Below are 21,387 nucleotides of genomic sequence, written 5' to 3'. Positions count from 1 at the left end.
ATGGCACAGAGCGAATCCGTACTGGGTGCGCTGCTAGAGCCGATTCGATGGCGGGTGCGCGCGGCGATGCTCGCACAGGGGCTCGGTGCGATCGCGGGGGTGCTGCCCTTCATCGCGATCGCCGAGCTGGGGCGGGTGCTGGTCGGCACCGGGCCGGACCGTGCGCACGATGCGTGGCGCTGGGTGCTGGTCGCGGTGGTCGCGCTGCTGGTGCGCACGATTCTGCTGCTCACCGCAGGCGGCATCACCCACTTCGCCGACAATGAACTGCAACTCCATATTCGGCGGCGGTTGGTGCAGCGGCTGCGTGAGGTGCCGCTGGCGTGGTTCTCCGACCGGAATTCGGGGACCGTGAAGAAGGTCGTCACCGATGACGTCGAGGCGATGCATCATCTGGTGGCGCATTCGATGCTCGAGCTCACCTCCGCGGTGGTGGTTCCGGTGACTTCGCTGGCATACCTCGTGTGGGTGGAGTGGCGGATGACGCTGGTGACCATCGCTCCGCTGGTGATCGGGCTTGGGCTGTACACCGTCACCATGGCGGCGATGGGGCCGCGCATGGGGGAGTACGACCAGGCGATGACCGAGATCAATAGTCGCGCTGTGGAATTCGTGCAGGGGATCGGGGTGGTGAAGATCTTCGGGCAGACCCGGCGGGCGCATGCGCGCTACGCACGGGCCGCGGACGACTTCGCCGCCTTCTTCACCGCGTGGGTGCGCTCGACCTTGAACTCCAAGACCGCGGCCGAAGTGGTCTTGTCGCCGGTGGCGGTATTGGCGGCGGTACTGGGTGGCGGAGCGATCTTCGTGACGCAGGGCTGGTTGACCGCGGTCGATCTGCTGCCGTTCGCGCTACTGGGGGTGGGCCTGACCGCCCCGGTACTGGCGCTGTTCTACGCCAGTTACGAACTGCGACTTGCCAAGTCGGCCGCACAGCGGGTGAGCGAGACGCTCGCCGCCGAGGTGCTGCCGGTGGCGGCGAACCCGCTTGTGCCGCAGGGCAACGACATCGGGTTCGACGGGGTGCACTGCTCCTACGACGGCGACACCGAAGTGCTCGCCGGTATCGACCTCGAACTCCCCGAGGGGACCGTGACCGCGCTGGTCGGACCGTCCGGTGCGGGTAAGAGCACCCTGGCGACGCTGGTGCCGCGATTCCGAGATGTGAGTGCGGGTGCGGTCACCGTCGGCGGTGTGGACGTGCGCGAGATCGCGCCGTCGGAGCTCTATCGCCGAGTCGCCTTCGTATTCCAGGATGTTCGGCTCACCCGCGACACCATCGCGGCGAATATCGCCATGGCCCGGCCCGAGGCCGACCGCGAAGAGATCGAGTCGGTCGCGAAGGCGGCCGGGGTGCACGAGGAGATCGAGGCGCTGCCGCGCGGCTACGACTCCATCTACGGGGTGGACGTCCAGCTGTCCGGCGGTCAGGCGCAACGGGTGTCGATCGCGCGGGCGCTGCTCGCGGACACCCCGATCATCGTGCTCGACGAGGCCGCGGCCTACGTCGATCCGGAATCGGAAGCGGTCGTGCAGGAAGCACTCTCGCGACTGACGGCGGGCAAGACCGTGCTGATGATCGCGCACCGGCTCTCGACCGTGACCGGAGCGGACCAGATCGTGGTCCTGGACGGCGGTGTGATCGCCGAACGCGGTACGCACCGCGAGCTCGTCGAGGCCGACGGCCGCTACGCCCGCATGTGGGCGGCATACGAACGCACCAGCGAAAGGACCGGGGCATGATTCGCAAACTGTTGAAAGCCGTTGGCGCCGAGCATGACCGGGCGCTGCGGCGCATGCTCGCCGTACTGGTCGCCGGTGCGGTGCTACAGGGCATCGCCTTCGCGCTGCTGGTGCCGATCCTGAAGGCGCTCTTCGGATCCGATCCCGGATCGGTATGGCCGTGGGTCTATCTGCTGCTCGGCGTCACCGCGGCGTACTCGGTGGCGTACTACGTGAGCATGCGCCTGGGCGTGGACGTCGGTTCGGCGCTGTCCAAGAGCCTGCATCAGCGGCTGGGCGATACCGTGTCCACGCTGCCCCTGGGCTGGTTCGGGGCGGAGCGGGTGGGTCAGCTCGGTCAGCTCGCCACCAAGAGCGTCATGGACATCATGGGCGTGCCCGCGCATCTGCTGCGGCCGCTGGTGACGACCGTGGTCACACCGCTCACCGTGGTCCTCGCCATGTACCTGTTCGACTGGCGGCTCGCGATTGCGCTCACGGTGATGGTTCCGCTGATCGTGGCGGTCTACCGCTGGAGTGTGACGCTGAGTGCGAAGGCTGATGCCGGGCGTGCCGAATCCCGGTCCGTCACCGGTGGCCGGGTCGTCGAATTCGCTCAATTGCAGCCGGTGCTGAGGGTTTTCGGGCGAGGTGAGAGCGACGGGTTGCTCGATGACGCGCTGCGCACCGATCACGCCGCGTCCCGGCGGGTGCTTGCCGCCACGGTGCCCGGCCTGGTCGGATTGAGCGTCGCGGTGCAGACGACCTTCACCGTCGTGATCGTCCTGGGCGTGTACCTGGTGCTCGACCGCGGCCTCGAGGTCGCGACCCTGCTCGCGGTGCTGGTACTGGCGGCCCGATTCACCGAGCCCATCGCCGAATTGGCGATCCTGGGCTCGACCCTGAAGTCCGCCACCGGCGCCCTCGATCGCGTCATCGCGCTGCTGGACGAACCGGTGCTGCCCGAGCCGCTCACGCCGAAAGAGCTGTCCGGCAATGAGATCCGCTTCGAGAAGGTCGAATTCGGCTACGGCGACAGCTCGGTCCTGCGCGAGGTGACCTTCACCATCCCCGAGGGCACCACCACCGCCCTGGTCGGCCCCTCCGGTTCCGGAAAGACCACCATCGGCCGCCTGATCGCTCGCTTCTGGGATGTCAATGAAGGCCGAATCCTCCTGGGCGGTGTAGACATTCGCTCCCTGGCCGGCGCCGACCTCATGTCCCGAATCTCCGTCGTCTTCCAGGACGTCTACCTCTTCGAAGACACCATCGAGGAGAACATCCGCCTGGGCCGCCCCGGCGCCACCGACACCGAAGTCCGCGCGGCCGCCGACGCCGCCCGAGTCACCGAAATCGTCGACCGCCTCCCCGACGGCTGGTCCACCCGCGTAGGCGAAGCCGGTGCCTCCCTGTCCGGCGGTGAACGCCAACGAGTTTCGATAGCCCGAGCCATCCTCAAGAACGCCCCCATCGTCATCCTCGACGAAGCCACCGCGGCCCTGGACCCCGAAAACGAACAAGCCGTCCAAGAGGCCCTGACCACCCTCACCGCCGACCGCACCGTCCTGGTCATCGCCCACCGCCTGCACACCGTCATGCGCGCCGACCAAATCCTGTTCCTGGACAACGGTTTCATCGTCGAACACGGCACCCACCCCGAACTCATCGCATCCAAGGGCCGCTACGCGGGCTTCTGGGCCCAACGCGACCGAGCCCGCACCTGGTCTCTGACCTGAGCGGCCCAAGTCGCTAGCGGTCGACATATTGTCCGAGTATCAACCGGCCCACTCGCCCGCCCAGCCCCCCGCAACGCCGCCACCACCGTGGAATGCGGCAGCGCAGCGACCAACACGCCATTCATGATGAAGGCCCCTCAGCTCGCTGTTCCCGATAACAGCATCACTGCGCTTCTGGCGCTGCGGATTTGACGGTGCCGGGCGCAGCGAGTTGGCCTCCGCATCTGTCGGTCACGTTTGCTTGAATACCGGCAGTTGTTCGCGGTATTGAAGAGGGGGGCCGATGGCCACTGGGACAGAGCGTGATCGTGGCGATCTGGATGAGGATGCGTGGGAGGTACCCGCGGCCTGGAGTGTGGTCTCGCCGCCGGTGCGCGGGTTCGGGGCGGATCGATCGTTCACGCCTGCTCCGAGCGCTGTCGAACTGTACGGCAAGCTGATTGGGGATCGACAGGACGCGCTGCGTAATGCGCTGGCGGCCTCGTGGCCTGCCCGGTCGGCAGAGGCCGGGGCGGCCGCTTTGGCCGATCCGGGCTCGGCAACAGCGGTCGGGGCCGCTGCGCTGGCGGTGGTGGCAGAGCGTGAACACCTACACGGTGACGGTTTCGACTGGGCCACGATCGTCGACGCGTGGGTGGCCGAGCGCGGTGTGGTGATCGCCGCCGAAGCCGCGGTTATCGCGACCACGATGATTCGCGCGTACCGCGACGGACCGGCTGGCCGTGGTTACGACCTGACGCCTTTGTATGCCGGACGGTATTTCTACCACTTCAGTTCGCTGACCGCTTTGCAGCGCGCACGCGAACACCTGGCTGCCGCCACCGACCTCGACTACCGCGCCGTCATTGCTCGGCTCGGCGAAATACGTTCTGCGTCAAGGATACTCCAAGTTCGCATTGCTACGAGCTATCTGGTGCCGACGGAGCAGTCCTGGGTCGCTGCCGACCTCGACGAACCGCCTGCGGACGACTATTGGCCTCACACCATGTACGCGTGCCTGGCCGGTGCCGTGACGACAGCACCTCAACTGGACACTTTCATCGCGCGCTTGCGGCCACGCAATCGTGGTTCGGTGCCGACCGCCGAGTACATCGGTATGGCCGCGCGCGTCGGCCCGGAGGCAGCCAAAACGATTGCGGCCGTAGCCTTCGTGGATCACCTGACAGGATGGTATCGGGAGAATACGGCCGACTTGGCCGACATACTGTCGTATCTGCCCACGGACGAGGCGTTCAGCCTGCTGTCGCAGAATCTGGACCGGTACGGAGTGCCGACCGCGGCAATGGCTGCGGCACAACGTTTCCCGCGCCGGGCCATGCGGCTGCTGTCGGCGGGCTCCGAGCAGTCGGCGGCAGTCGGCACACTGCTGCGGATCCATGCCTGGCGGCATCCGCACCTGGCCGCGGAATTCGGCGTTCGGCTGCCCGATGTTCCGGTTGTCGAACCAGCGGAGTTGCCCGATGTGTTTCGCCCGCGCCGGAAACCGGCCGCGGTACCGCCGTGGTTGACAGTGCCGGTGCTGCCGCCACTGCTGACCGTCGATTCCGCGCGGGCCCTGCCGGAGTCGGCAGTGCACGTCGTGTGTGGGTTGCTGGCCAAACGAACTCCGGATCACGCTGCGGTCGAGCAGCTTTCGGCGGTTGTCGATCCGATGTCGATGGCAGGCTTCGTGTGGGGTCTGTTCCAGGGGTGGGTGTTCGCCGAATACCCGGCGGGTGGAATATGGACATTGCGCGCTGTGGGTTTGTTCGGTGACGACGAGGCCGCACGGCTGCTGGTGCCGCTGATCCTGCAGTGGCCGCGGCAGTCGGCTTCGGCCCGCGCGGTCACCGGTCTCGATGTGCTGGCCGAGATCGGCACTCCGGCCGCCCTCGGGCACCTGCGCGACATCGGCCTGCACGCAAAACAGCGCGGATTCCGAAAGACCGTGCGGGCCCAGCTCGATGCCGTCGCGGCCCGGCACCACGTCACCACGGACGAATTGGCCGATCGGTCCATACCGACATTCGGTCTTGGCAAGAATGGCCGACTCACCCTGGACTACGGATCGCGCGGTTTCGTCATCGATCTCGATGAACAACTCAGACCCGTCGTCCTCGAGGGCCGCCGAGCGGATGACGGCTCCTGGACAGCGGGCCCGCGCCGCAAAACACTGCCCAAGCCCGCCGCGCAGGACGACCGCGCCCTGGCCGCGGCGGCCTACAACCAGTTCACAGTGCTGCAAGCGGAAGCGAAAAAGGTTGCTCGCGAGCAGGTTCGACGCTTGGAACAGGCCATGATCGCGGGACGACACTGGTCGGAGCAGGCATTCCGGGAACTGTTCGTCGATCATCCGATGCTGCGCCAGCTCGCCCGCCGACTGGTTTGGGCCACGTTCGGCCCCGACGGCGGCATCCAGCAGTCTTTCCGCATCGCTGAGGACCTCACTCTCGCCGACGTCAACGACGACCTGGTCGCCATCCCCGACGACGCAGAGGTGGGCATCGCCCATCCGCTGCAGCTGGCCTCATCCGCCTCCGCCTGGGCATCGATATTGACGGATTACGCCATCCTGCAACCATTCCCGCAACTCGATCGGTCGTTCTGGCCCCCGGACTCCGCCGTGTTCGCCACGGGCCTGAGCGGATACCACAACCTCGACACCGCACCGGGTCGCCTGCTGGCGCTCTCGCACCATGGCTGGAGACGGGAATCCTCCGACGGCGCCATCGACCGAATGGTGCGACCACTCCCGGCTGGTGGGTCGGTCCATCTTCGGATCTCCCCGAGCCTCGAATGGCGCGACCTGATGCGGTATTCCACCCACACCATCATCGGCGTCGAGCTGACCGGCACCCATCTGAATGCCGTCGACCCGGTCACCGCGTCGGAGCTGATCCGCGAACTCGAGGCACTCCGTGTTGGATGAGAGCGACAGATCGATACCGGTTGCAGAGCTGCGTCACACGGATCAGTCGGGCAACCAGGCCTGATCGGCGTGCTCTCACTCGCTGACTGTGAACGGGACGAGGTAAGGGGAGACGCTGCTGAGTTTTTCGCAGGTTTCCTCGAATTCGCGGGCGGGGGTGGATTGGGCGATGACGCCTGCGCCGGCGCGGAGCCAGGTGGAGTCGTCGGTTTGGTAGACGGCGCGCAGGACGAGGGTCGCTTCGAGTTCGCCTGCTGCCGAAAACGTGAGTACCGCACCGGAATACAGGCTTCGGGCCGAGTTGTCGAGGCGGAAGATGGCGTCGACGGAGGGGCGTTTGGGGATGCCGGAGGCGGTGACGGAGGGGAAGAGGACTTCGAGGGCGTCCCAGGGGGTGTGGTGGGGGGAGAGGTGGCCTTGGACGGTGGAGGCGAGGTGTTGGACGCTGCCTCGTTCGCGGACGGACATGAAGTCGGTGACGGTGAGGGTACCGGGGTTGGCTACGGTGGCTACTTCGGTGCAGGAGGCGCGGACCGAGACCGCGTGTTCGACAATCTCTTTGGGGTCGGATTCGAGGTCGGTGCGGGCGGCGGAGTCGGAATCCCGGCCGCGGCCGAAGGCGCGGGTGCCGGCGAGGGGTTCGGTGGTCACCGTGCCGTCGAGGTCTACGGCTACCACCAGTTCGGGGCTGAAACCCGCCGCTTCGAGACTGCCCAGGCGCAGCAGGAAAGAGCGGGCGGGGGTGTTGTGGGCGCGGCCGAGGCGGTAGGTCTCGGCGAGGTCGACTTTGAAGGGTACGGGGACGCGACGCGAGAGAATGACCTTGTCGTACTGGCCATTTCGGATCTCCCCGATGGCGGTCGACACTCGCTCGCGGTATCCGGTCTCGTCGAGCGTGACATCGATCGGGCGGGCGGTCGGCATGGGCTCGGCAGGGGTGCCGAGCACATTCGCGATGTAGGCGGATTCGGCGTCCGATGCGCCCGCCACCGTCGTGCCGAGCTCGGTCAGGACTACCTCGATGCGCGGAAGCATCAAGTGCGCCAGCTGGATTCCCGGAGCGAGATGATGCTCCGCGTCGAAGGAATGGGCGCAGAATTCGAAACCGATCCAGCCGTAGACGGTTCCGGTCGCAGCCGTCGGATCGCTCATGCGGAGTTGGTCCAGGGTGCGTTCGAGCACCGTGACCGGACGGCCGGTCCAGGGCTCGTCGGTGACTCGGCCGCCCGCGATGACGCGGATGCGGTCGGTGTCCAATTCGATGGTGGCGAGCGGGTCGGCGGCGAAGACCACCGCGCCGGGGCGTTCGTAGACCACGTATTCGCCGAATAGCCCGGATCGCGCCAATCGGCTGACCGCGGCGACCTGGTCGGCGGTGGTTCCGGGCGCGGCGAACTCTGTTGTTGTCACGTGCGTACTCCGTCGTTGAAATCGGTGTCCCGGCGAAAAGCGCTGGGTCACTGGTACATGAGGGCTTTGTCCCACGATTCGTGTGGGCCGAAGAGGTAGCGCGCCTTGAGAATGTCGCGTTCGGAGGTCAGGACCTCGGTCGGCACGAGGGTGCCGGGCGGCAGCGCGGTGAGGCGGTGCGGGATGTCGAGGGATTCGGAGATCGTGGCGCTCAGTTCACGGGTCGCCTTATCGCGCACATTGTCCGGGGCTTCGAATTCCAGGATCACCGCGTCCGGGGTGGCCTGGGCGCGCCAGAACATCACCTGGTAGTCGAGCGGAAGCCCGAATATCAACTCCTCCAATTGATTCTGCGTCACGGTGCGGCCATTCACCGGATAGCCGAACCCGGCCCGGCCGAAGACCCGCACCGTGGGCAGGGCCAGTCCGCACGGGCACGGGGAGTAGCTGATCTCGACGTCATCGGCGAGGTTGTAGCGCAGCAGCGGCATGGCTTCGCGGTAGAGCGGCGTCACGACCAGCTGGCCCCGGCCCGCCGCGCGAATCTCGCCGGTATCGGGCGAGTACACCTCGAAAATCGCCCGGTCCGCCCACAGATGCAGACGTCCGTCCGGACATTCCCCCGCCACCGTACCGGTCTCGGTCGAGCCGTACTCCTCGACAATCGCTGCCCCGCCCCAGATTTCACCGAGCCGACGTTTGCGCGCCGCCGTCATCGGCTCCGCCGCGACGAAAAGCGCACGCAGTGAAGGGAAGTCGACCTCCGGCCGCAACCCGACCGCCCGCGCCGCCGCCGCGATCATCACGGCCTCGGTCGGATTGCACCAGGTCAGACTGACCTCCAGCGCGGCCATCAACCGCACGATGCGCGAGAGCGGCAGCGCCAGCGAGCGCGCGTCCCCCGGCACCACGGTCGCCCCGCGCAGCCGCCCGGCCGCCTGGGCCAGATGCCCGGTGATGACCAACGCGTACGGCGTGCGAACCAGGAACGTGTCCTCGGGAGTGATCCCCACCCATTTGCGGGCATATCGCTCGGCCAGATCAACCCAGTCGTTCTCGGTGTAATACGACGCCGTCGGCTGCCCCGAAGTGCCGCTGGATTCGTGATAGGTGGCCAATTCCCGCCGGTCCACCGCGAGCAGTCCGAAGGGGTAGGAATCGCGTAGATCCTGCTTGCTGGTGATCGCGAGGGAATCGAAATCCGCTGCTGTAACCGGTGCCCCGCCCGCGGCATAACGCCGCGCGTAGAACGGTGATCGCAGCGCCCGAACGAACAGTTCCGGCAGGCGGGACCGCTGTAGCTTGGTGAGTTCGTCGAAGTCCGACCAATCGCCGAGTTCCGGGCGCTCACGAGTTTCGGTGCGGTCGGCCGATAGTTGCGTCATGAATACTCCTTCAGCGAAACACATTCATGACTACCCGGTGCACCCGCCGCTGCCCAGAGGGTAGGCTACTCAAACTCCGTCGCGGCCTACTCAATTTGCGGGATGTTTTCCCGTGCACAGAAATTGAGTACCGACTACTCATGATTTCTCGGCACTCCTAGTGGTCGTATGGTGCTCATGCGGACCCAAGACCTCTTCCTCGCAGGCATCGGAAGTCAGGTGCCGGAACTGATTTCGACCGAAACGGCCGTCGCCGAGGGTCGGTACGACGAGGCGGCGCGCAAGGCCTCGGGCCTGCTCTCCATCGCGGTGAGCCCGGATACCGCCGCACCCGATCTGGCCATCGACGCCGCGCGGATCGCACTGTCGGCCAGCGGACACTCCGCCGACGATATCGGCGCGCTGCTGCACAGCTACACCCACCATCAGGGGCCCGACGGCTGGTCCGCGGCGCACTACATTCTGAACAACACCGTGGATCGCCCGGTGCCCGCCATGGAGATCAAACAGGGCTGCCTGGGCATGCTCGCGAGCCTGGAGGCCGCCGCGAATCGCCTGGCGGCCAACCCTTCTCACGATGCGGTGCTGATCACCACCGGTGACAACTTCTCCACGCCGCTGGTCGACCGGTGGCGCGCCTCGAAACTGTTCGTGCTCGCCGACGCCGGATCCGCCGCCGTGGTTTCGCGCCGCACCGGCTTCGCTCAGGTCCTCGCGGTCGGATCACTCTCGGACTCGTCGATGGAGATCCTGCACCGCGCCGGCGAGGACCTCTTCCCGCCCGGCGTCACCCGTGGGATCGGCCTCAACTTCGACGACCGGGCAATGAAGGTCCGCGAGCAGTGGGCCGCGGGCCAGGCCCCGCCCATCCGCAACTTCGGGCTCCGGGTGGCCGAGATCGCGGGACGCACCCTGGATGAGGCGGGCGTCCCCATGGACAAGGTCGCCAAGGTCTGCCACATCGGCTTCTCCCGCGACTCCCTCGAGGCCATGTTCCTGCTGCCGCTGGAAGTCGAAGAGCACCAGGAGGTCTGGGACCACGCCCGCACCATCGGCCACACCGGTGCGGCCGATCTGTTCCTCGGGCTCGAACACGTATGGCGCACCGGGCAGGTGCAGCCCGGCGATCACGTGCTCATGATCGCCGCGGCCACCGGTATGGAAGCCGGTGCCGCCGTGGTCGAGATCCTCGCTCCCGCACCGACCGAATAGGAGATCGTGATGCTGGCCGGATGCACCCCGTGGCCCGACGACACCGCCGCTCGCTATCGCCGCCTCGGCATTTGGCGCGGCGAAGCCCTCGACACCGTATTGACGCGCTCGGCCGAACGCGACCGCGATGCCATCGCCCTCGTCCACGATGACCGCCGAATCTCGTTCGGTGAGCTGGACGCCTGGGTCACCCGGTTGGCCGCTGGTTTCGCCCACAACGGCGTTGCCCCCGGTGATCGAGTGCTGGTGCAGCTGCCCAACATTCCCGAATTCGTCGCGGTCGTGTTCGCGCTGGTGCGGGCGGGCGCGATCCCGGTGTTCTCGCTGATCGCGCACCGGCACACCGAGATCAGCCACCTGGTGCGGCTGTCGGGTGCGACGCACTATGTGTTCCCGGACGCGCACCGCGGCTATGACCATCGCGGACTCGCTACGCGAATCAAGGACGAAAATAGCGCGCTTCGAACGCTTTTCGTCATCGGTGAGCCTGTCGACGGAATGACCGCGGTGGCCGACCTGGCAGGCGAGGACACCTGGACGCCTCCGCCCGCCGACCCGTCCGATATCGCGTTCTTCCTGCTCTCGGGCGGCACCACCGCCCTGCCGAAGCTCGTGCCCCGCACCCACGACGACTACCTGTTCCAGGTGACGCAGGCGGGCACCCTATGCGGACTCACCGCTAAGGATGTCTACCTGGCGGTGCTGCCCATCGAATTCAACTTCGCCTGGGGTTGTCCCGGCGTCGTGGGCACCCTCGCTGTCGGCGGCACCGTGGTGCTGGCCGACACCCCGAACCCCATGGCCTGCCTGCCGCTGATCGAGCGCGAGTGGGTATCGATCACCTCCCTGGTCCCCTCGGTCCTGACCCTGTGGCTGGAAACCGCCGAATGGACGACCTCGGATCTGACCAGCCTGCGCCTGGTTCAGGTCGGCGGCGCGAAGCTCGCGCCTGATCTGGCCGCCCGCGTCATGCCCACTCTCGGCTGCGATCTGCAACAGGTCTTCGGCATGGCCGAGGGCCTGCTGTGCTTCAACCGCGCCGACGACCCGGTCGAGGTGAAGGTGAACACGCAGGGCAAACCGATCTCCTTCGCCGATGAGATCCGCATTGTCGACGGCCTCGAACCGGTACCGCTCGGCGAGGTCGGTGAGCTGATCACGCGCGGCCCGTACACGATTCGCGGCTACTACCGCGTCCCCGAGCACAATGCCCGCGCGTTCACCAGCGACGGTTTCTACCGCACCGGCGATCTGGCCCGGCTCACCCCGCGCGGCGATCTGGTGATCGAGGGCCGCATCAAGGATGTGATCATCCGCGGCGGCGACAAGGTCAATGCCGCCGAGGTCGAGGACTACCTGCTCGCGCACCCGGCCATCGCCGCGGCGGCAGCGGTCGGCCTGCCCGATGAGCTACTCGGCGAACGCATTTGCGCGTTCATCGTCCCCAGCGGTCCCACGCCCGCGCTCGCCGAACTCCGATCGGCGATGCACGCACGCGGCGCGGCCGACTACAAACTGCCCGATGAAGTCCGAGTCGTCGGTGAACTGCCGCTGACCCCGCTCGGCAAGGTCGACAAGAAAGCGCTGGCGCGCGTAGAGGAAGGAGTGCCGTCATGACGAACGGTGCGGTGCATGCGATTTCGGCGATCCCCGATGAACCCGAGCTGCGCGCCATGCTGGCGGCGGCGCTGGAGCTGGCCGATCCGGCCGAGCTCGACGCCGATGCGAATCTCGTCCTGCTGGGCTTGAGTTCGCTCGAGGTCATGCGAATGGTCGGGCGCTGGAACAAATCCGGGGTGCGTGCGGATTTCGACGCCCTGATCGAAACCCCCACGCTGCGGGCCTGGCTGATCTACTTCACCGAATTGGCGCAAAGCTGATGGGCGAGAAGGCGATTCTGCTGGAAAACGGTTGCGTCTATCCGGCCGACACCGACGCTAGCGTGATCCCGCGCGGCTCGGTATTGATCGTGGGGGAGCGCATCGCGGCGGTCGGCCCGGCCGAAGACGTCCGCGCTGCCGTCGCGGCCCTGGACCAGGACCTTCGCGAGAGCTTGGAAGTCATCGACGCGCGCTCGATGATGGTGCTGCCCGGTTTCGTGAACGCGCACTGGCACGACATGTTCGCCATGGGATTCCCGCTGCGCGGCGCACTGCGCCCGGCCTCGGACCGTGCCGACGAAGTCGGATTCTTCGGTGGCGGTGGCGATATGCACACCATCTCCCGCACCTTCGATTCGTTCGACGGGCTGATCGCGGGTCTGACCGCCGACGAGGCGTACGACATCGCCAGATATTCGATGTGGACTCAATTGCGCGGCGGCGTCACCACCATCGGTGATGTCGGCTCACTCAATCGGCCGCTCGAAATGGTCAGAGCCGCAGAGGATCTGGGAATCCGGCTGAGCACCACCACGTGGGCGGGCGATGCGATCTGCCCGCCGGACGGCGACCGATTCCAGCGCACCAAGGACACCGACACGGTGTTGTCCGCGGTCGAAGATCTGTTGCGGCACTGCGCCTCCGACACCACCGGCCGCATCCGCTGCCGCCCGAGCATCGCCTACGTCACCAATATGACCGACGAACTCGGCCGCGGCTTCGCCGATCTGATGCGGCGGCACGATGTCGGCTTCGCCACCCACGTCGGCGCGGTACGCAATGAGCCGGACACGCTGCGCAAGTACTACGGCACCTCCGGCGTGCGCCGACTGCACGACCTGGGCCTGCTCACCGACCGATTGATGGCCGCGCACTGCGCCTTCGTCGACGACGAGGAACAGAAACTGCTGCTCGCCGCCGGAGTCCACATCAGCCATTCGCCCGGAAAATACGGTCCCGCAGGCGAATCCACGCTCACCGAAAGCGGAGTGGTGCCGGTACTGCGCCGCGCCGGACTCGATGTATCGCTCTCCACCGACGGTGCGTCACTGCCCAATGCCGGTATGGCCGAGACCATGCGGGCCGTCTGGCAGATGTACAACGAGATGGCCGCCAGCCAAATCGACGTGCTGCCCACCGACGCGCTGGCCATGGCAACCCGCATCGCCGCCAAGGGCCTGGGCTGGTCGAACGAGATCGGCAGTCTCGAACCCGGCAAACAGGCCGACCTGGTGCTGATTCGCGCCGACGACTGGCGCTACCTGCTCAATCCCCGTCCGCTGGAAAGCTTTCTGTGGCTGGGTGGTTCGGCCGATATCGACACCGTCATGGTCGCGGGCCGCACCCTGATCGCCCAGGGGCAGCCGGTCGGCGTGGACTACGGCGAACTGCGTGACCGCTACCTCGACGCGCTGGCCGGTTTCACCACCCGCTGCCTGCGCGTGCCCGGCGACGTGGTCACCGGCGTGCTCTCCGGAGTGGTGCGATGAAAGTCGCCCTGGTGACCGGAGCCGCGGGCGGTATCGGCGCGGCGATCGTTCGTGAACTCGCTGCCGCCGATATAGCGGTGGTGCTGGTGGATCGCGATGCGAGCGAATTGCACAGGGTGGCAGCCGGAGTGACCGGTCGCACGTTGTCGATCGTCGCCGATGTCAGCTCGATCGATCAGGTCGAAGCGGCGGTGCTCGAAGCCGAGGCCACCCTGGGACCGATCGACTTCCTGGTCAATGTCGCCGGTGTGCTGCAATCGGGCTGGATCACCGAAATGTCTGACGCCGATTGGTATTCCACCCTGGCGATCAACGCCGGCGGCGTCTTCAATGTCAGTCGCGCGGTGGCGCGCGGCATGATCAGCCGCACCGGCGGGGCCATCGTCACGGTGTCCTCCAATGCCGGATCGACCCCGCGTGTGGGCATGGCCGCCTATGCGGCGTCCAAGGCCGCCGCCACCATGTTCACTCGCTGCCTTGGCCTCGAACTCGCGAAATACGGCGTCCGCTGCAATGTGGTCGCTCCCGGATCGACCGCCACCCCGATGCTGACCGACCTGTGGAAGGACGAGGCCGGGGAACGCGCCGCGATCGAAGGCGTCCCCGAATCGTTCCGAGTCGGAATTCCCCTGGGCCGCATAGCGCAACCCGAGGACATCGCCGCGGCCGTGCGCTTCCTGCTCTCCGACGCCGCATCCCACATCACCCTGCAGGAGCTCGTCGTCGACGGCGGCGCGACGCTGGGTACCTGACCAACCGGAGGACCGCCGCCGTGGCGATATCACCCATAGCCCCCTATCCCATGCCGACCGAGTCCGCTCTGCCCGAGAACATGGTCGACTGGCCCCTCGACGCGCACCGGACCGTCCTGCTCGTACACGATATGCAGCACTACTTCCTCGCGCCGTTCGATGACGCTCATGAACCACTGAGCACCCTCATGCGCAATGTGCGCTGGCTGCGGGGACGCTGTGCGCAACTGGGCATTCCGATCGTTTACACCGCACAGCCCGGCAGTATGACCATCGACCAGCGCGGTTTGCTGCTGGACTTCTGGGGACCGGGCATGTCCGCCGATCCCGAACATCGCGGCATTCCGGTTCCGATCGCACCCGCCGTCGGCGATGCCGTGCTCACCAAATGGCGGGCCAGCGCCTTCCACCGCACCGAACTGCTCGAACTGATGCGGATTCACGACCGCGACCAGCTGCTGATCTGCGGTGTCTACGCCCACGTGGGCGTCATGCTCACCGCCGCCGACGCGTTCGCGAACGATCTGCGGGCCTTCGTCGTCGCGGACGCCATCGCGGACTTCACCCCCGAATTCCACCGTATGGCAGTGGATTACGTGGCGGGCCGCTGCGGGCGTGTGCTCAATGCCGCACAGGTGGCCGCCGAGTTCGCGCGTTCCGAGACGAGAGTGTCTTGAACTCGCTCGAACAGCAGCTGATCGACGAATTATCCTGCGGTGGCGCACCGTTCGCGCTGCTGTGCCGTTCCGAGGACGAATCCGGCGCGGTCATCGAGCTGTTGCGCGGTGAGCTGCACGACGTCGAGTCCACGGTCGAACTGCCCGACACCGCATCCGGCCCCTCGGACAGTCACGAACTGCTGGCAATTCTGCCCTACCGCGTGGTGGGCGAACGCGGCTTCGCGCACCGCCCCGATGCCGAGCCCATCTCGTATCTGAGAGTCACCGAACAGTTCCGCCTCGATCGGGACCGGTTCCGGGCCGCGGTCCCCGACCGCGATATCGAGGTCGCGGATGGCGAATTCGACCTCGGCGATACCGAATACGCCGACCTCGTCGCGCGCGTGATCGCCGAGGAGATAGGCCGCGGCGCGGGCGCGAACTTCGTGCTGCGCCGTACCTGGCAGGGCCGGATCCAGGGCTGGGATGTGCGCACCGGCCTGGCGCTGTTCGCGCGCCTGCTGGCCGGTGAACGCAGCGCCTACTGGACCTTCCTGGTCTACACCGGCGATCGCATGCTCATCGGTGCGAGCCCCGAACGGCATGTCAGCCTCGATCGGGGTGAGGTGGTGATGACCCCGATCAGCGGCACCTACCGCTATCCCCCCGGTGGCCCGACCACCGGCGGCGTGCTGAACTTCCTGGCCGACGGCAAGGAAGCCAACGAGCTGTACATGGTGCTCGACGAAGAGCTCAAGATGATGTGCCAGCTGTGCGACGACCCCTATGTCCGGGGCCCGGAACTGCAGGAGATGGCGCATCTGGCGCACACCCGCTACGTCATCTCCGGCCGCAGTGACCGCGACTATCGCGAGGTGCTGCGCGCGACGCTACTGGCCCCGACCGTGACCGGCAGCCCGCTCGAGAACGCCTGTCGGGTGATCGCCCGGTTCGAGCCGGACGGGCGCGGCTACTACGCCGGGGTGCTCGCCCTCATCGGCTGCGACGAGTTCGGTGCGCGGCGCATGGATTCGGCGATCATGATCCGCACCGCCGATATCGACCGATCCGGCGGTATGCGAATCGGCGTGGGAGCCACCGTGGTTCGCGATTCCGATCCGGCCGCCGAAGCGCAAGAAACCCGCGCCAAGGCGGCCGGACTGTTGAACGCCCTCCAGCACAATGTGATTCGGCCGATCTATCCCGATGTCGGTGGTCGCGACGCGGTACGCCGGGCGCTCGCGGCGCGCAACCGCCCGCTCGCGCCGCTATGGCTCGCACCCGCCCCGGCATCGCCGGAGTACGCCGGTCGCACGGCGGTCATCATCGACGGTGAGGATACGTTCACCGCGATGGGCGCGCGGCTGCTGCGCGCGCTCGGATTCGCCGTCACCGTAACCAGATTCGACGCCCCGGTGGATCCGCTGGGCTTCGATCTCGCGGTCGTCGGCCCGGGTCCGGGCGATCCCCGCGATACGCACGACCCGAAGGTCGCCAGGCTGCGCGCGCTCACCCACGAACTGCTCGAGAACGACAAGCCGTTCTTCTCGGTATGCCTGGGCCACCAGGTGCTCAGCGGGGTCCTGGGCCTGCCGGTGCGCCGCCGATCGGTATCGAACCAGGGTGTGCTGCGGGTGATCGATCTGTTCGGGGCCGCCGAACCGGTGTACTTCTACAACGCCTTCGAAGCGCACAGCGAGACCGACCTCTTTGTCACCGCACACCGCGCCCGCCCGGTGGAAGTGGCCCGTGACGTGCGCACGGGCGAGGTGCACGCACTGCGCGGCGACGGGTTCGCCTCCCTGCAATTCCATCCTGCCTCGGTGATGTCCCGCAATGGTGCGCGGATCGTGGGACAACTGGTGTCGGGACTGTTAACTCCGGCTGAACTGTCCGCCGCAGCGGTTGATCAGGTAGGTGAGTGCTCACTAAACTAAGGACATGAGTTCATCGGCTCGAGTGCGAATGTCAGCGGCCGCGCGGCGCGAACAGGTGTTGGCCGCGGCTATCGCAGAATTCGCCACCGGTGGCTTTGCGGCGACGTCAACGGAGTCGATCGCCCGGCGGGCCGAGATATCGCAGGCCTATCTCTTCCGATTGTTCCCGACCAAGAAGTCGATCTTCCTCGCCGCGACGAATCACGCGTTCGACGCGGTCGAGGTGGTCTTCCGTTCGGCGGCCGCGCAGAGCGGGGAAGCCGACCGCTGGGACGCGATGGCGGACGCCTACATCGAAATGTTGAGCGATCGCCAATCGCTGGTCTTCCAATTGCAGGTATACGCCGCCGCGGGCCTCGACGATGAGATCCGCGATCTGGCCCGAGACCGCTTCCATCGCCTCTACCAGCTCGTTCGTGACCTGTTCGGCACCGATTCCGGTGGTGCGCTCGACTTCATGGCGCAGGGCATGCTGCTCAATGTCACGAGCGCGCTGGATCTGGAACTGCTGGAACCGCCCGCCGACGAATAGCATCCCATTCTCGGTAGGTTCCTGGCGTATTCGTATTCATGTGACACGCGAAATATCCTCACAAGGAAATACCGATGACAAACACGGACAATCGTCGCGTGTTGTGGACCTTCGTGGTCAGTGGAATCGCGATCTTCATGGTTTCGCTCGACAATCTTGTGGTCTTCAATGCCCTGCCGACAATTCGGACCGAACTGCATACGGGCCTCGACGGCCTGCAGTGGATTATCAATTCCTACACTTTGACCGAAGCGGTATTGCTGCTGGCCGGTGCGTCACTCGGTGATCGGTTCGGCCGCAAGCGCATGTTCGTCGCCGGCCTCGTCGTCTTCACCGCGGCCTCGGCGGCCTGCGCGCTGTCCACCTCCATCGAGATGCTGATCGCCGCGCGAGCGGTGCAGGGCCTGGGCGCGGCCATCGTCATCCCGCTCACCCTGACCGTGCTCATCCAGGCGGTGCCGACCGCCAAACGCGGTGCGGCCATCGGAATGTGGAGCGCGGTAAGCGGTTTGGCGGTCGGGCTGGGTCCGGTCGTCGGCGGCGCGATCACCAATAGCGCGTCCTGGGAATGGATCTTCTGGATCAATGTCCCGATCGGCGCGGTGCTGATTCCGCTGGCGATCAGTGCGCTGGCCGAGAGTTTCGGCCCCGATACCCGCTTGGATCTGGTCGGCAATACGTTGATCGCGGCGAGCCTGTTCGGGATCGTTTTCGGCCTGATTCGCGGTAACGATCACGGCTGGACCAGCGCCGGTGTGCTCGGCTCGCTGCTGGCCGGGGCGCTACTGCTGATTCTGTTCGTGGTCTGGATCAACCGCACGCCCGAACCGATGGTGCCGCCGGTGCTGTTCACCAGTCGCGGGTTCTGCCTCACCCTGCTGGCCGGGCTCGGCATGGCGGTCGGAATGTTCGGCGCGGTCTTCTTCCTGGTTCAGTTCCTGCAGACGGTGCAGCACTATTCGGCGCTGTCGGCGGGCGTGCACACCCTCGCGTGGACGGCCATGCCGACACTGACCGCTCCGATCGCGGGCGTGCTGATCGACCGGGTCGGCGGTAAACCGCTGCTGATCGCGGGTCTCGCACTGCAGGCCATCGGTTTGGGATGGCTGGCCGCGGTCACCACCGCCGATGTCTCCTATGCGGTCCTGGTTCCGGCCTTCGTCATCAGCGGCGCGGGTATGGGTCTGTTCTTCCCGCCGATCGCGCGGCTGGCGCTGGAATACGTTGCCCCGCAATACGAAGGCGTCGCCTCCGGATTGTCCAGTGCGGTCCGCTATTTCGGCACCGTGCTCGGAATCGCGGTGCTGGGCGCAATTTTCGCCACGCACGGCAGCTACGCGAACCGCGACTCGTTCACCGCCGGATACCTGCCCGCGCTGTGGTGGGCGTGCGCCTTCCTGGCGGCCTCGACGGTCATCGCGCTGCTGCTGCCGCGCCGTCCGGCCCCGGCCGCCGCCGCGGAGGTAGCGGCCGAACTCGAGACACCCGATCTCCCCGTCATCGAAAAGTCCACGGCTCATTGATCTTTCACGCTCGAAAGGGGTAATGCCATGTTGGAACGATTAGGACACTTCGTCCACAGACGCCGACTCGCCGTGCTGTTCGTCTCGGCCGTGATCGCGATCCTGTCCGGCGGTTACGGCCTGGGCGTGTTCGGCGATATGGTGCCGAACGGCTTCGAGGCGCGCGGCTCGGAAAGTCGCCACGCGGCCGAGCTGGCCGACAAATCCTTCGCCCAGCGCAGCCCGGACGCGGTGATCGTCTACCGCAGCGCCGACCGCACCGTGGACGATCCCGGTTTCCGCAGCTCGGTCGAGAATGTGCTTACCGCGCTGCCGGATTCGGCGGTCACCGGATCGGTCGACTTCTGGCGCTCGGGCCTGCCCGAACTCGTCAGCCATGACCGGCACGCGACCTATGTACTGCTGAACTTCGTGGGCGGCGACGACAACGCCAAACAGGACAGCTACCTGAAGATCAAGGACAAGCTGTCCGCGCCGGGCCTGGAGACCTTCCGCGGCGGCAACACTCCCGCCGGATACGAGGCGGGGGACCAGGTGGGCAAGGACCTGGGCATGGCCGAAGGTCTGTCCTTCCCGGTGCTGTTCATCCTGCTGGTCATCGTCTTCGGTGGTTTCGTCGCCGCCAGCCTGCCGCTCGCGGTCGGCGGTCTGTCGATCCTGGGTTCGATGGCGGTACTGCGCATCTTCGCGCAGTTCACCGACATCTCGGTATTCGCCATGAGTCTGGTGACCATCATCGGCCTGGCCGTGGCCATCGACTACGGCCTGTTCATCGTCAGCCGCTTCCGCGAGGAGATGGAGCAGGGCCGCACCGGCGCCGACGCGGTCGGGCGCACCCTGGCCACCGCCGGGCGCACGGTAGCGGTCTCGGGCATCACCGTGGCGGTCGCCTTCGCTTCGATGAGCTTCTTCCCCTTCGTCTTCCTCAAATCCATGGCCTACGGCGGTATCGCGGTGGTCCTGCTGGCGATGTTCTTCTCCCTGATCGCCCTGCCCGCCACGCTGGCGCTGCTCGGACACCGGATCAACGCGCTGTCGCTGTGGAAGCAGCGCCCGGGCGCATCCGGGTCGACCGGATTCTGGGATCGGCTCGCCCGCGCGGTCATGCGCCGTCCGATCCTGGTCGCCACGGGTGCCATCGCACTGCTGCTGGTGCTCGCGGCCCCGGTGCTGCGCATCGAGTTCGGTGTGAATGACGCGCGGCAGCTGCCTGATTCGGCGCAGGGCCGTCAGGTCTACAACATGCTGGAGAAGGATTTCCCGGCCGGTGGTGCCAAGACGATCGACGCGGTGATCCAGCTGCCCGGTGCGGCCGATCAGCCGGATCAGCAAGCCGCGCTGGCGGATTACACGCAGCGGCTGATCGCGGTGCCCGGTGCGAGTCGCGCCGAGATCACCGGTGTCGGCGGCAGTGTCGCGCGCATCTCGGTGGACTACGACGGTGCGGCGGTGTCCAAGCCGAGCCGGGAGCTGTTGCACCGCTTGGAAGATCAGCCCAGACCGCCGGGGTCCACGGTGTACTTCGGTGGTGAGACCGCGACCTACGACGACACCCTGAACAGTCTCGGCGACGCGCTGCCGGGCATGCTGCTCTATATCGCGGTAGCCACGTACCTGCTGCTGTTCCTGGCTTTCGGCTCGGTGCTGTTGCCGCTCAAGGCGATCGCGATGAACCTGCTCTCGCTCTCGGCCACCTTCGGTGTGCTGGTGTGGGTATTCCAGGACGGTCACTTCTCGGATCTGCTGGGCTTCCAGCCCACCGGCAATATCGAACCGAATATGCCGATCATGTTGTTCGCCTTGATCTTCGGACTCTCGATGGACTACGAGGTCTTCCTGCTCTCGCGGGTGCGCGAACAATACGACAAGCTCGGCGATCCGACCGCGGCCGTGGCGACCGGTGTGCAGCGCACCGGCCGGCTCATCACCAGCGCGGCGCTGCTGATGTGCGTCCCGCTGGCCGCGATGTCGTCGAGCAAGATCCTGACCATGATCCTGTTCGGCGTCGGCATGGTGGTGGCCATCGTCCTCGATGCCACCGTGGTCCGAATCCTGCTGGTGCCCGCCATCATGCGGCTGCTCGGCCATCTGAGCTGGTGGGCCCCCGGCCCGCTGCGCCGCATCTACGACCGTTACGGCATTCACGAGTCGGACGGCGATATCGAAGCACCCGAACCCGACGCCACACCCGAGCTGGCCTCGACCTCCTCGGTGTGAGGGTTTCGGTCCATCCCCAATTCG

The 21,387-nt window shown here is 66.6% G+C and carries 15 protein-coding genes; 13 read left to right on the top strand and 2 right to left on the bottom strand.

Annotated elements, in window-relative coordinates; all coding sequences use genetic code 11:
• The 3 genes from ACFC4D_RS25440 to ACFC4D_RS25430 all read left to right on the top strand — a co-directional run bounded on the left by ACFC4D_RS25440 (window position 1) and on the right by ACFC4D_RS25430 (window position 6,366).
• Window positions 1–1,743: an ABC transporter ATP-binding protein gene (locus tag ACFC4D_RS25440; protein WP_376067049.1), complete on the top strand. Its 1,743-nt coding sequence runs from the start codon at window positions 1–3 to the stop codon at window positions 1,741–1,743.
• Window positions 1,740–3,458 carry an ABC transporter ATP-binding protein gene (locus tag ACFC4D_RS25435; RefSeq protein ID WP_376067047.1) on the top strand — a complete coding sequence of 573 codons (1,719 nt, stop codon included), beginning with the start codon at window positions 1,740–1,742 and terminating at the stop codon, window positions 3,456–3,458. The genes ACFC4D_RS25440 and ACFC4D_RS25435 overlap by 4 nt, the downstream gene beginning before the upstream one ends.
• Before the next feature lie 283 nt (window positions 3,459–3,741).
• Window positions 3,742–6,366, top strand: coding sequence for a DUF4132 domain-containing protein (locus ACFC4D_RS25430; RefSeq protein ID WP_376067044.1), 2,625 nt, complete (start codon window positions 3,742–3,744; stop codon window positions 6,364–6,366).
• A gap of 75 nt (window positions 6,367–6,441) precedes the next feature.
• Here the strand turns inward: ACFC4D_RS25430 and ACFC4D_RS25425 are convergent, their stop codons facing one another.
• The gene (locus ACFC4D_RS25425; RefSeq protein WP_376067042.1) at window positions 6,442–7,776 is read right to left on the bottom strand and encodes a salicylate synthase; all 1,335 of its coding nucleotides are present in this window, start codon (window positions 7,774–7,776) and stop codon (window positions 6,442–6,444) included.
• 47 nt (window positions 7,777–7,823) lie between these two features.
• Complete coding sequence (locus ACFC4D_RS25420) at window positions 7,824–9,161, bottom strand: phenylacetate--CoA ligase family protein (RefSeq protein ID WP_376067040.1); 1,338 nt, start codon at window positions 9,159–9,161, stop codon at window positions 7,824–7,826.
• A gap of 177 nt (window positions 9,162–9,338) precedes the next feature.
• Here ACFC4D_RS25420 and ACFC4D_RS25415 point away from each other — a divergent pair, with 177 nt between their 5' ends.
• From ACFC4D_RS25415 to ACFC4D_RS25370, 10 genes are all read left to right on the top strand, one after another.
• A complete protein-coding gene (locus tag ACFC4D_RS25415) occupies window positions 9,339–10,373 on the top strand; it encodes a ketoacyl-ACP synthase III family protein (RefSeq protein ID WP_375959681.1) in 1,035 nt (344 codons plus the stop codon).
• A 9-nt stretch (window positions 10,374–10,382) separates the two neighbouring features.
• Window positions 10,383–11,990 (top strand): (2,3-dihydroxybenzoyl)adenylate synthase, encoded by a 1,608-nt coding sequence (locus ACFC4D_RS25410; RefSeq protein ID WP_376067038.1) that lies wholly within the window; start codon window positions 10,383–10,385, stop codon window positions 11,988–11,990.
• A complete protein-coding gene (locus ACFC4D_RS25405; protein ID WP_376067036.1) occupies window positions 11,987–12,253 on the top strand; it encodes a phosphopantetheine-binding protein in 267 nt (88 codons plus the stop codon). The genes ACFC4D_RS25410 and ACFC4D_RS25405 overlap by 4 nt, the downstream gene beginning before the upstream one ends.
• Window positions 12,253–13,743 carry an amidohydrolase family protein gene (locus ACFC4D_RS25400; protein WP_376067034.1) on the top strand — a complete coding sequence of 497 codons (1,491 nt, stop codon included), beginning with the start codon at window positions 12,253–12,255 and terminating at the stop codon, window positions 13,741–13,743. The genes ACFC4D_RS25405 and ACFC4D_RS25400 overlap by 1 nt, the downstream gene beginning before the upstream one ends.
• Window positions 13,740–14,495, top strand: a complete 756-nt coding sequence (locus ACFC4D_RS25395) for a 2,3-dihydro-2,3-dihydroxybenzoate dehydrogenase (protein WP_376067033.1) — start codon at window positions 13,740–13,742, stop codon at window positions 14,493–14,495. The genes ACFC4D_RS25400 and ACFC4D_RS25395 overlap by 4 nt, the downstream gene beginning before the upstream one ends.
• 50 nt (window positions 14,496–14,545) lie before the next feature.
• Window positions 14,546–15,172 carry an isochorismatase family protein gene (locus tag ACFC4D_RS25390; RefSeq protein ID WP_375960762.1) on the top strand — a complete coding sequence of 209 codons (627 nt, stop codon included), beginning with the start codon at window positions 14,546–14,548 and terminating at the stop codon, window positions 15,170–15,172.
• Complete coding sequence (locus ACFC4D_RS25385) at window positions 15,169–17,091, top strand: anthranilate synthase family protein (protein WP_376067030.1); 1,923 nt, start codon at window positions 15,169–15,171, stop codon at window positions 17,089–17,091. Before ACFC4D_RS25390 ends, ACFC4D_RS25385 begins: the two co-directional genes overlap by 4 nt.
• Window positions 17,092–17,095: 4 nt before the next feature.
• Entirely contained in the window at window positions 17,096–17,623 is a 528-nt protein-coding gene (locus ACFC4D_RS25380; RefSeq protein ID WP_375959669.1) for a TetR/AcrR family transcriptional regulator, read from the top strand.
• A gap of 74 nt (window positions 17,624–17,697) precedes the next feature.
• On the top strand, window positions 17,698–19,146 hold the full coding sequence (locus tag ACFC4D_RS25375; RefSeq protein ID WP_376067028.1) for an MFS transporter: 1,449 nt from the start codon (window positions 17,698–17,700) through the stop codon (window positions 19,144–19,146).
• A gap of 27 nt (window positions 19,147–19,173) precedes the next feature.
• Complete coding sequence (locus tag ACFC4D_RS25370; RefSeq protein WP_375959665.1) at window positions 19,174–21,363, top strand: MMPL family transporter; 2,190 nt, start codon at window positions 19,174–19,176, stop codon at window positions 21,361–21,363.
• The last annotated feature ends 24 nt before the right edge of the window (window positions 21,364–21,387 follow it).

The organism is Nocardia sp. NPDC056000 (assembly GCF_042269265.1).
In the GTDB taxonomy this organism is placed as follows: Bacteria; Actinomycetota; Actinomycetes; order Mycobacteriales; family Mycobacteriaceae; genus Nocardia.
This window is presented reverse-complemented; position numbering and strand designations above follow the sequence as displayed.

Excerpts from the sequence above, each read along its gene's own strand:
- ACFC4D_RS25370 (WP_375959665.1), top strand. The coding sequence starts at position 19,174 with ATGTTGGAACGATTAGGACACTTCGTCCACAGACGCCGACTCGCCGTG.
- ACFC4D_RS25375 (WP_376067028.1), top strand. The coding sequence starts at position 17,698 with ATGACAAACACGGACAATCGTCGCGTGTTGTGGACCTTCGTGGTCAGT.
- ACFC4D_RS25395 (WP_376067033.1), top strand. The coding sequence starts at position 13,740 with ATGAAAGTCGCCCTGGTGACCGGAGCCGCGGGCGGTATCGGCGCGGCG.
- ACFC4D_RS25380 (WP_375959669.1), top strand. The coding sequence starts at position 17,096 with ATGAGTTCATCGGCTCGAGTGCGAATGTCAGCGGCCGCGCGGCGCGAA.
- ACFC4D_RS25435 (WP_376067047.1), top strand. The coding sequence starts at position 1,740 with ATGATTCGCAAACTGTTGAAAGCCGTTGGCGCCGAGCATGACCGGGCG.
- ACFC4D_RS25420 (WP_376067040.1), bottom strand. The coding sequence starts at position 9,161 with ATGACGCAACTATCGGCCGACCGCACCGAAACTCGTGAGCGCCCGGAA.
- ACFC4D_RS25390 (WP_375960762.1), top strand. The coding sequence starts at position 14,546 with ATGCCGACCGAGTCCGCTCTGCCCGAGAACATGGTCGACTGGCCCCTC.
- ACFC4D_RS25410 (WP_376067038.1), top strand. The coding sequence starts at position 10,383 with ATGCTGGCCGGATGCACCCCGTGGCCCGACGACACCGCCGCTCGCTAT.
- ACFC4D_RS25440 (WP_376067049.1), top strand. The coding sequence starts at position 1 with ATGGCACAGAGCGAATCCGTACTGGGTGCGCTGCTAGAGCCGATTCGA.
- ACFC4D_RS25415 (WP_375959681.1), top strand. The coding sequence starts at position 9,339 with ATGCGGACCCAAGACCTCTTCCTCGCAGGCATCGGAAGTCAGGTGCCG.
- ACFC4D_RS25405 (WP_376067036.1), top strand. The coding sequence starts at position 11,987 with ATGACGAACGGTGCGGTGCATGCGATTTCGGCGATCCCCGATGAACCC.
- ACFC4D_RS25430 (WP_376067044.1), top strand. The coding sequence starts at position 3,742 with ATGGCCACTGGGACAGAGCGTGATCGTGGCGATCTGGATGAGGATGCG.
- ACFC4D_RS25400 (WP_376067034.1), top strand. The coding sequence starts at position 12,253 with ATGGGCGAGAAGGCGATTCTGCTGGAAAACGGTTGCGTCTATCCGGCC.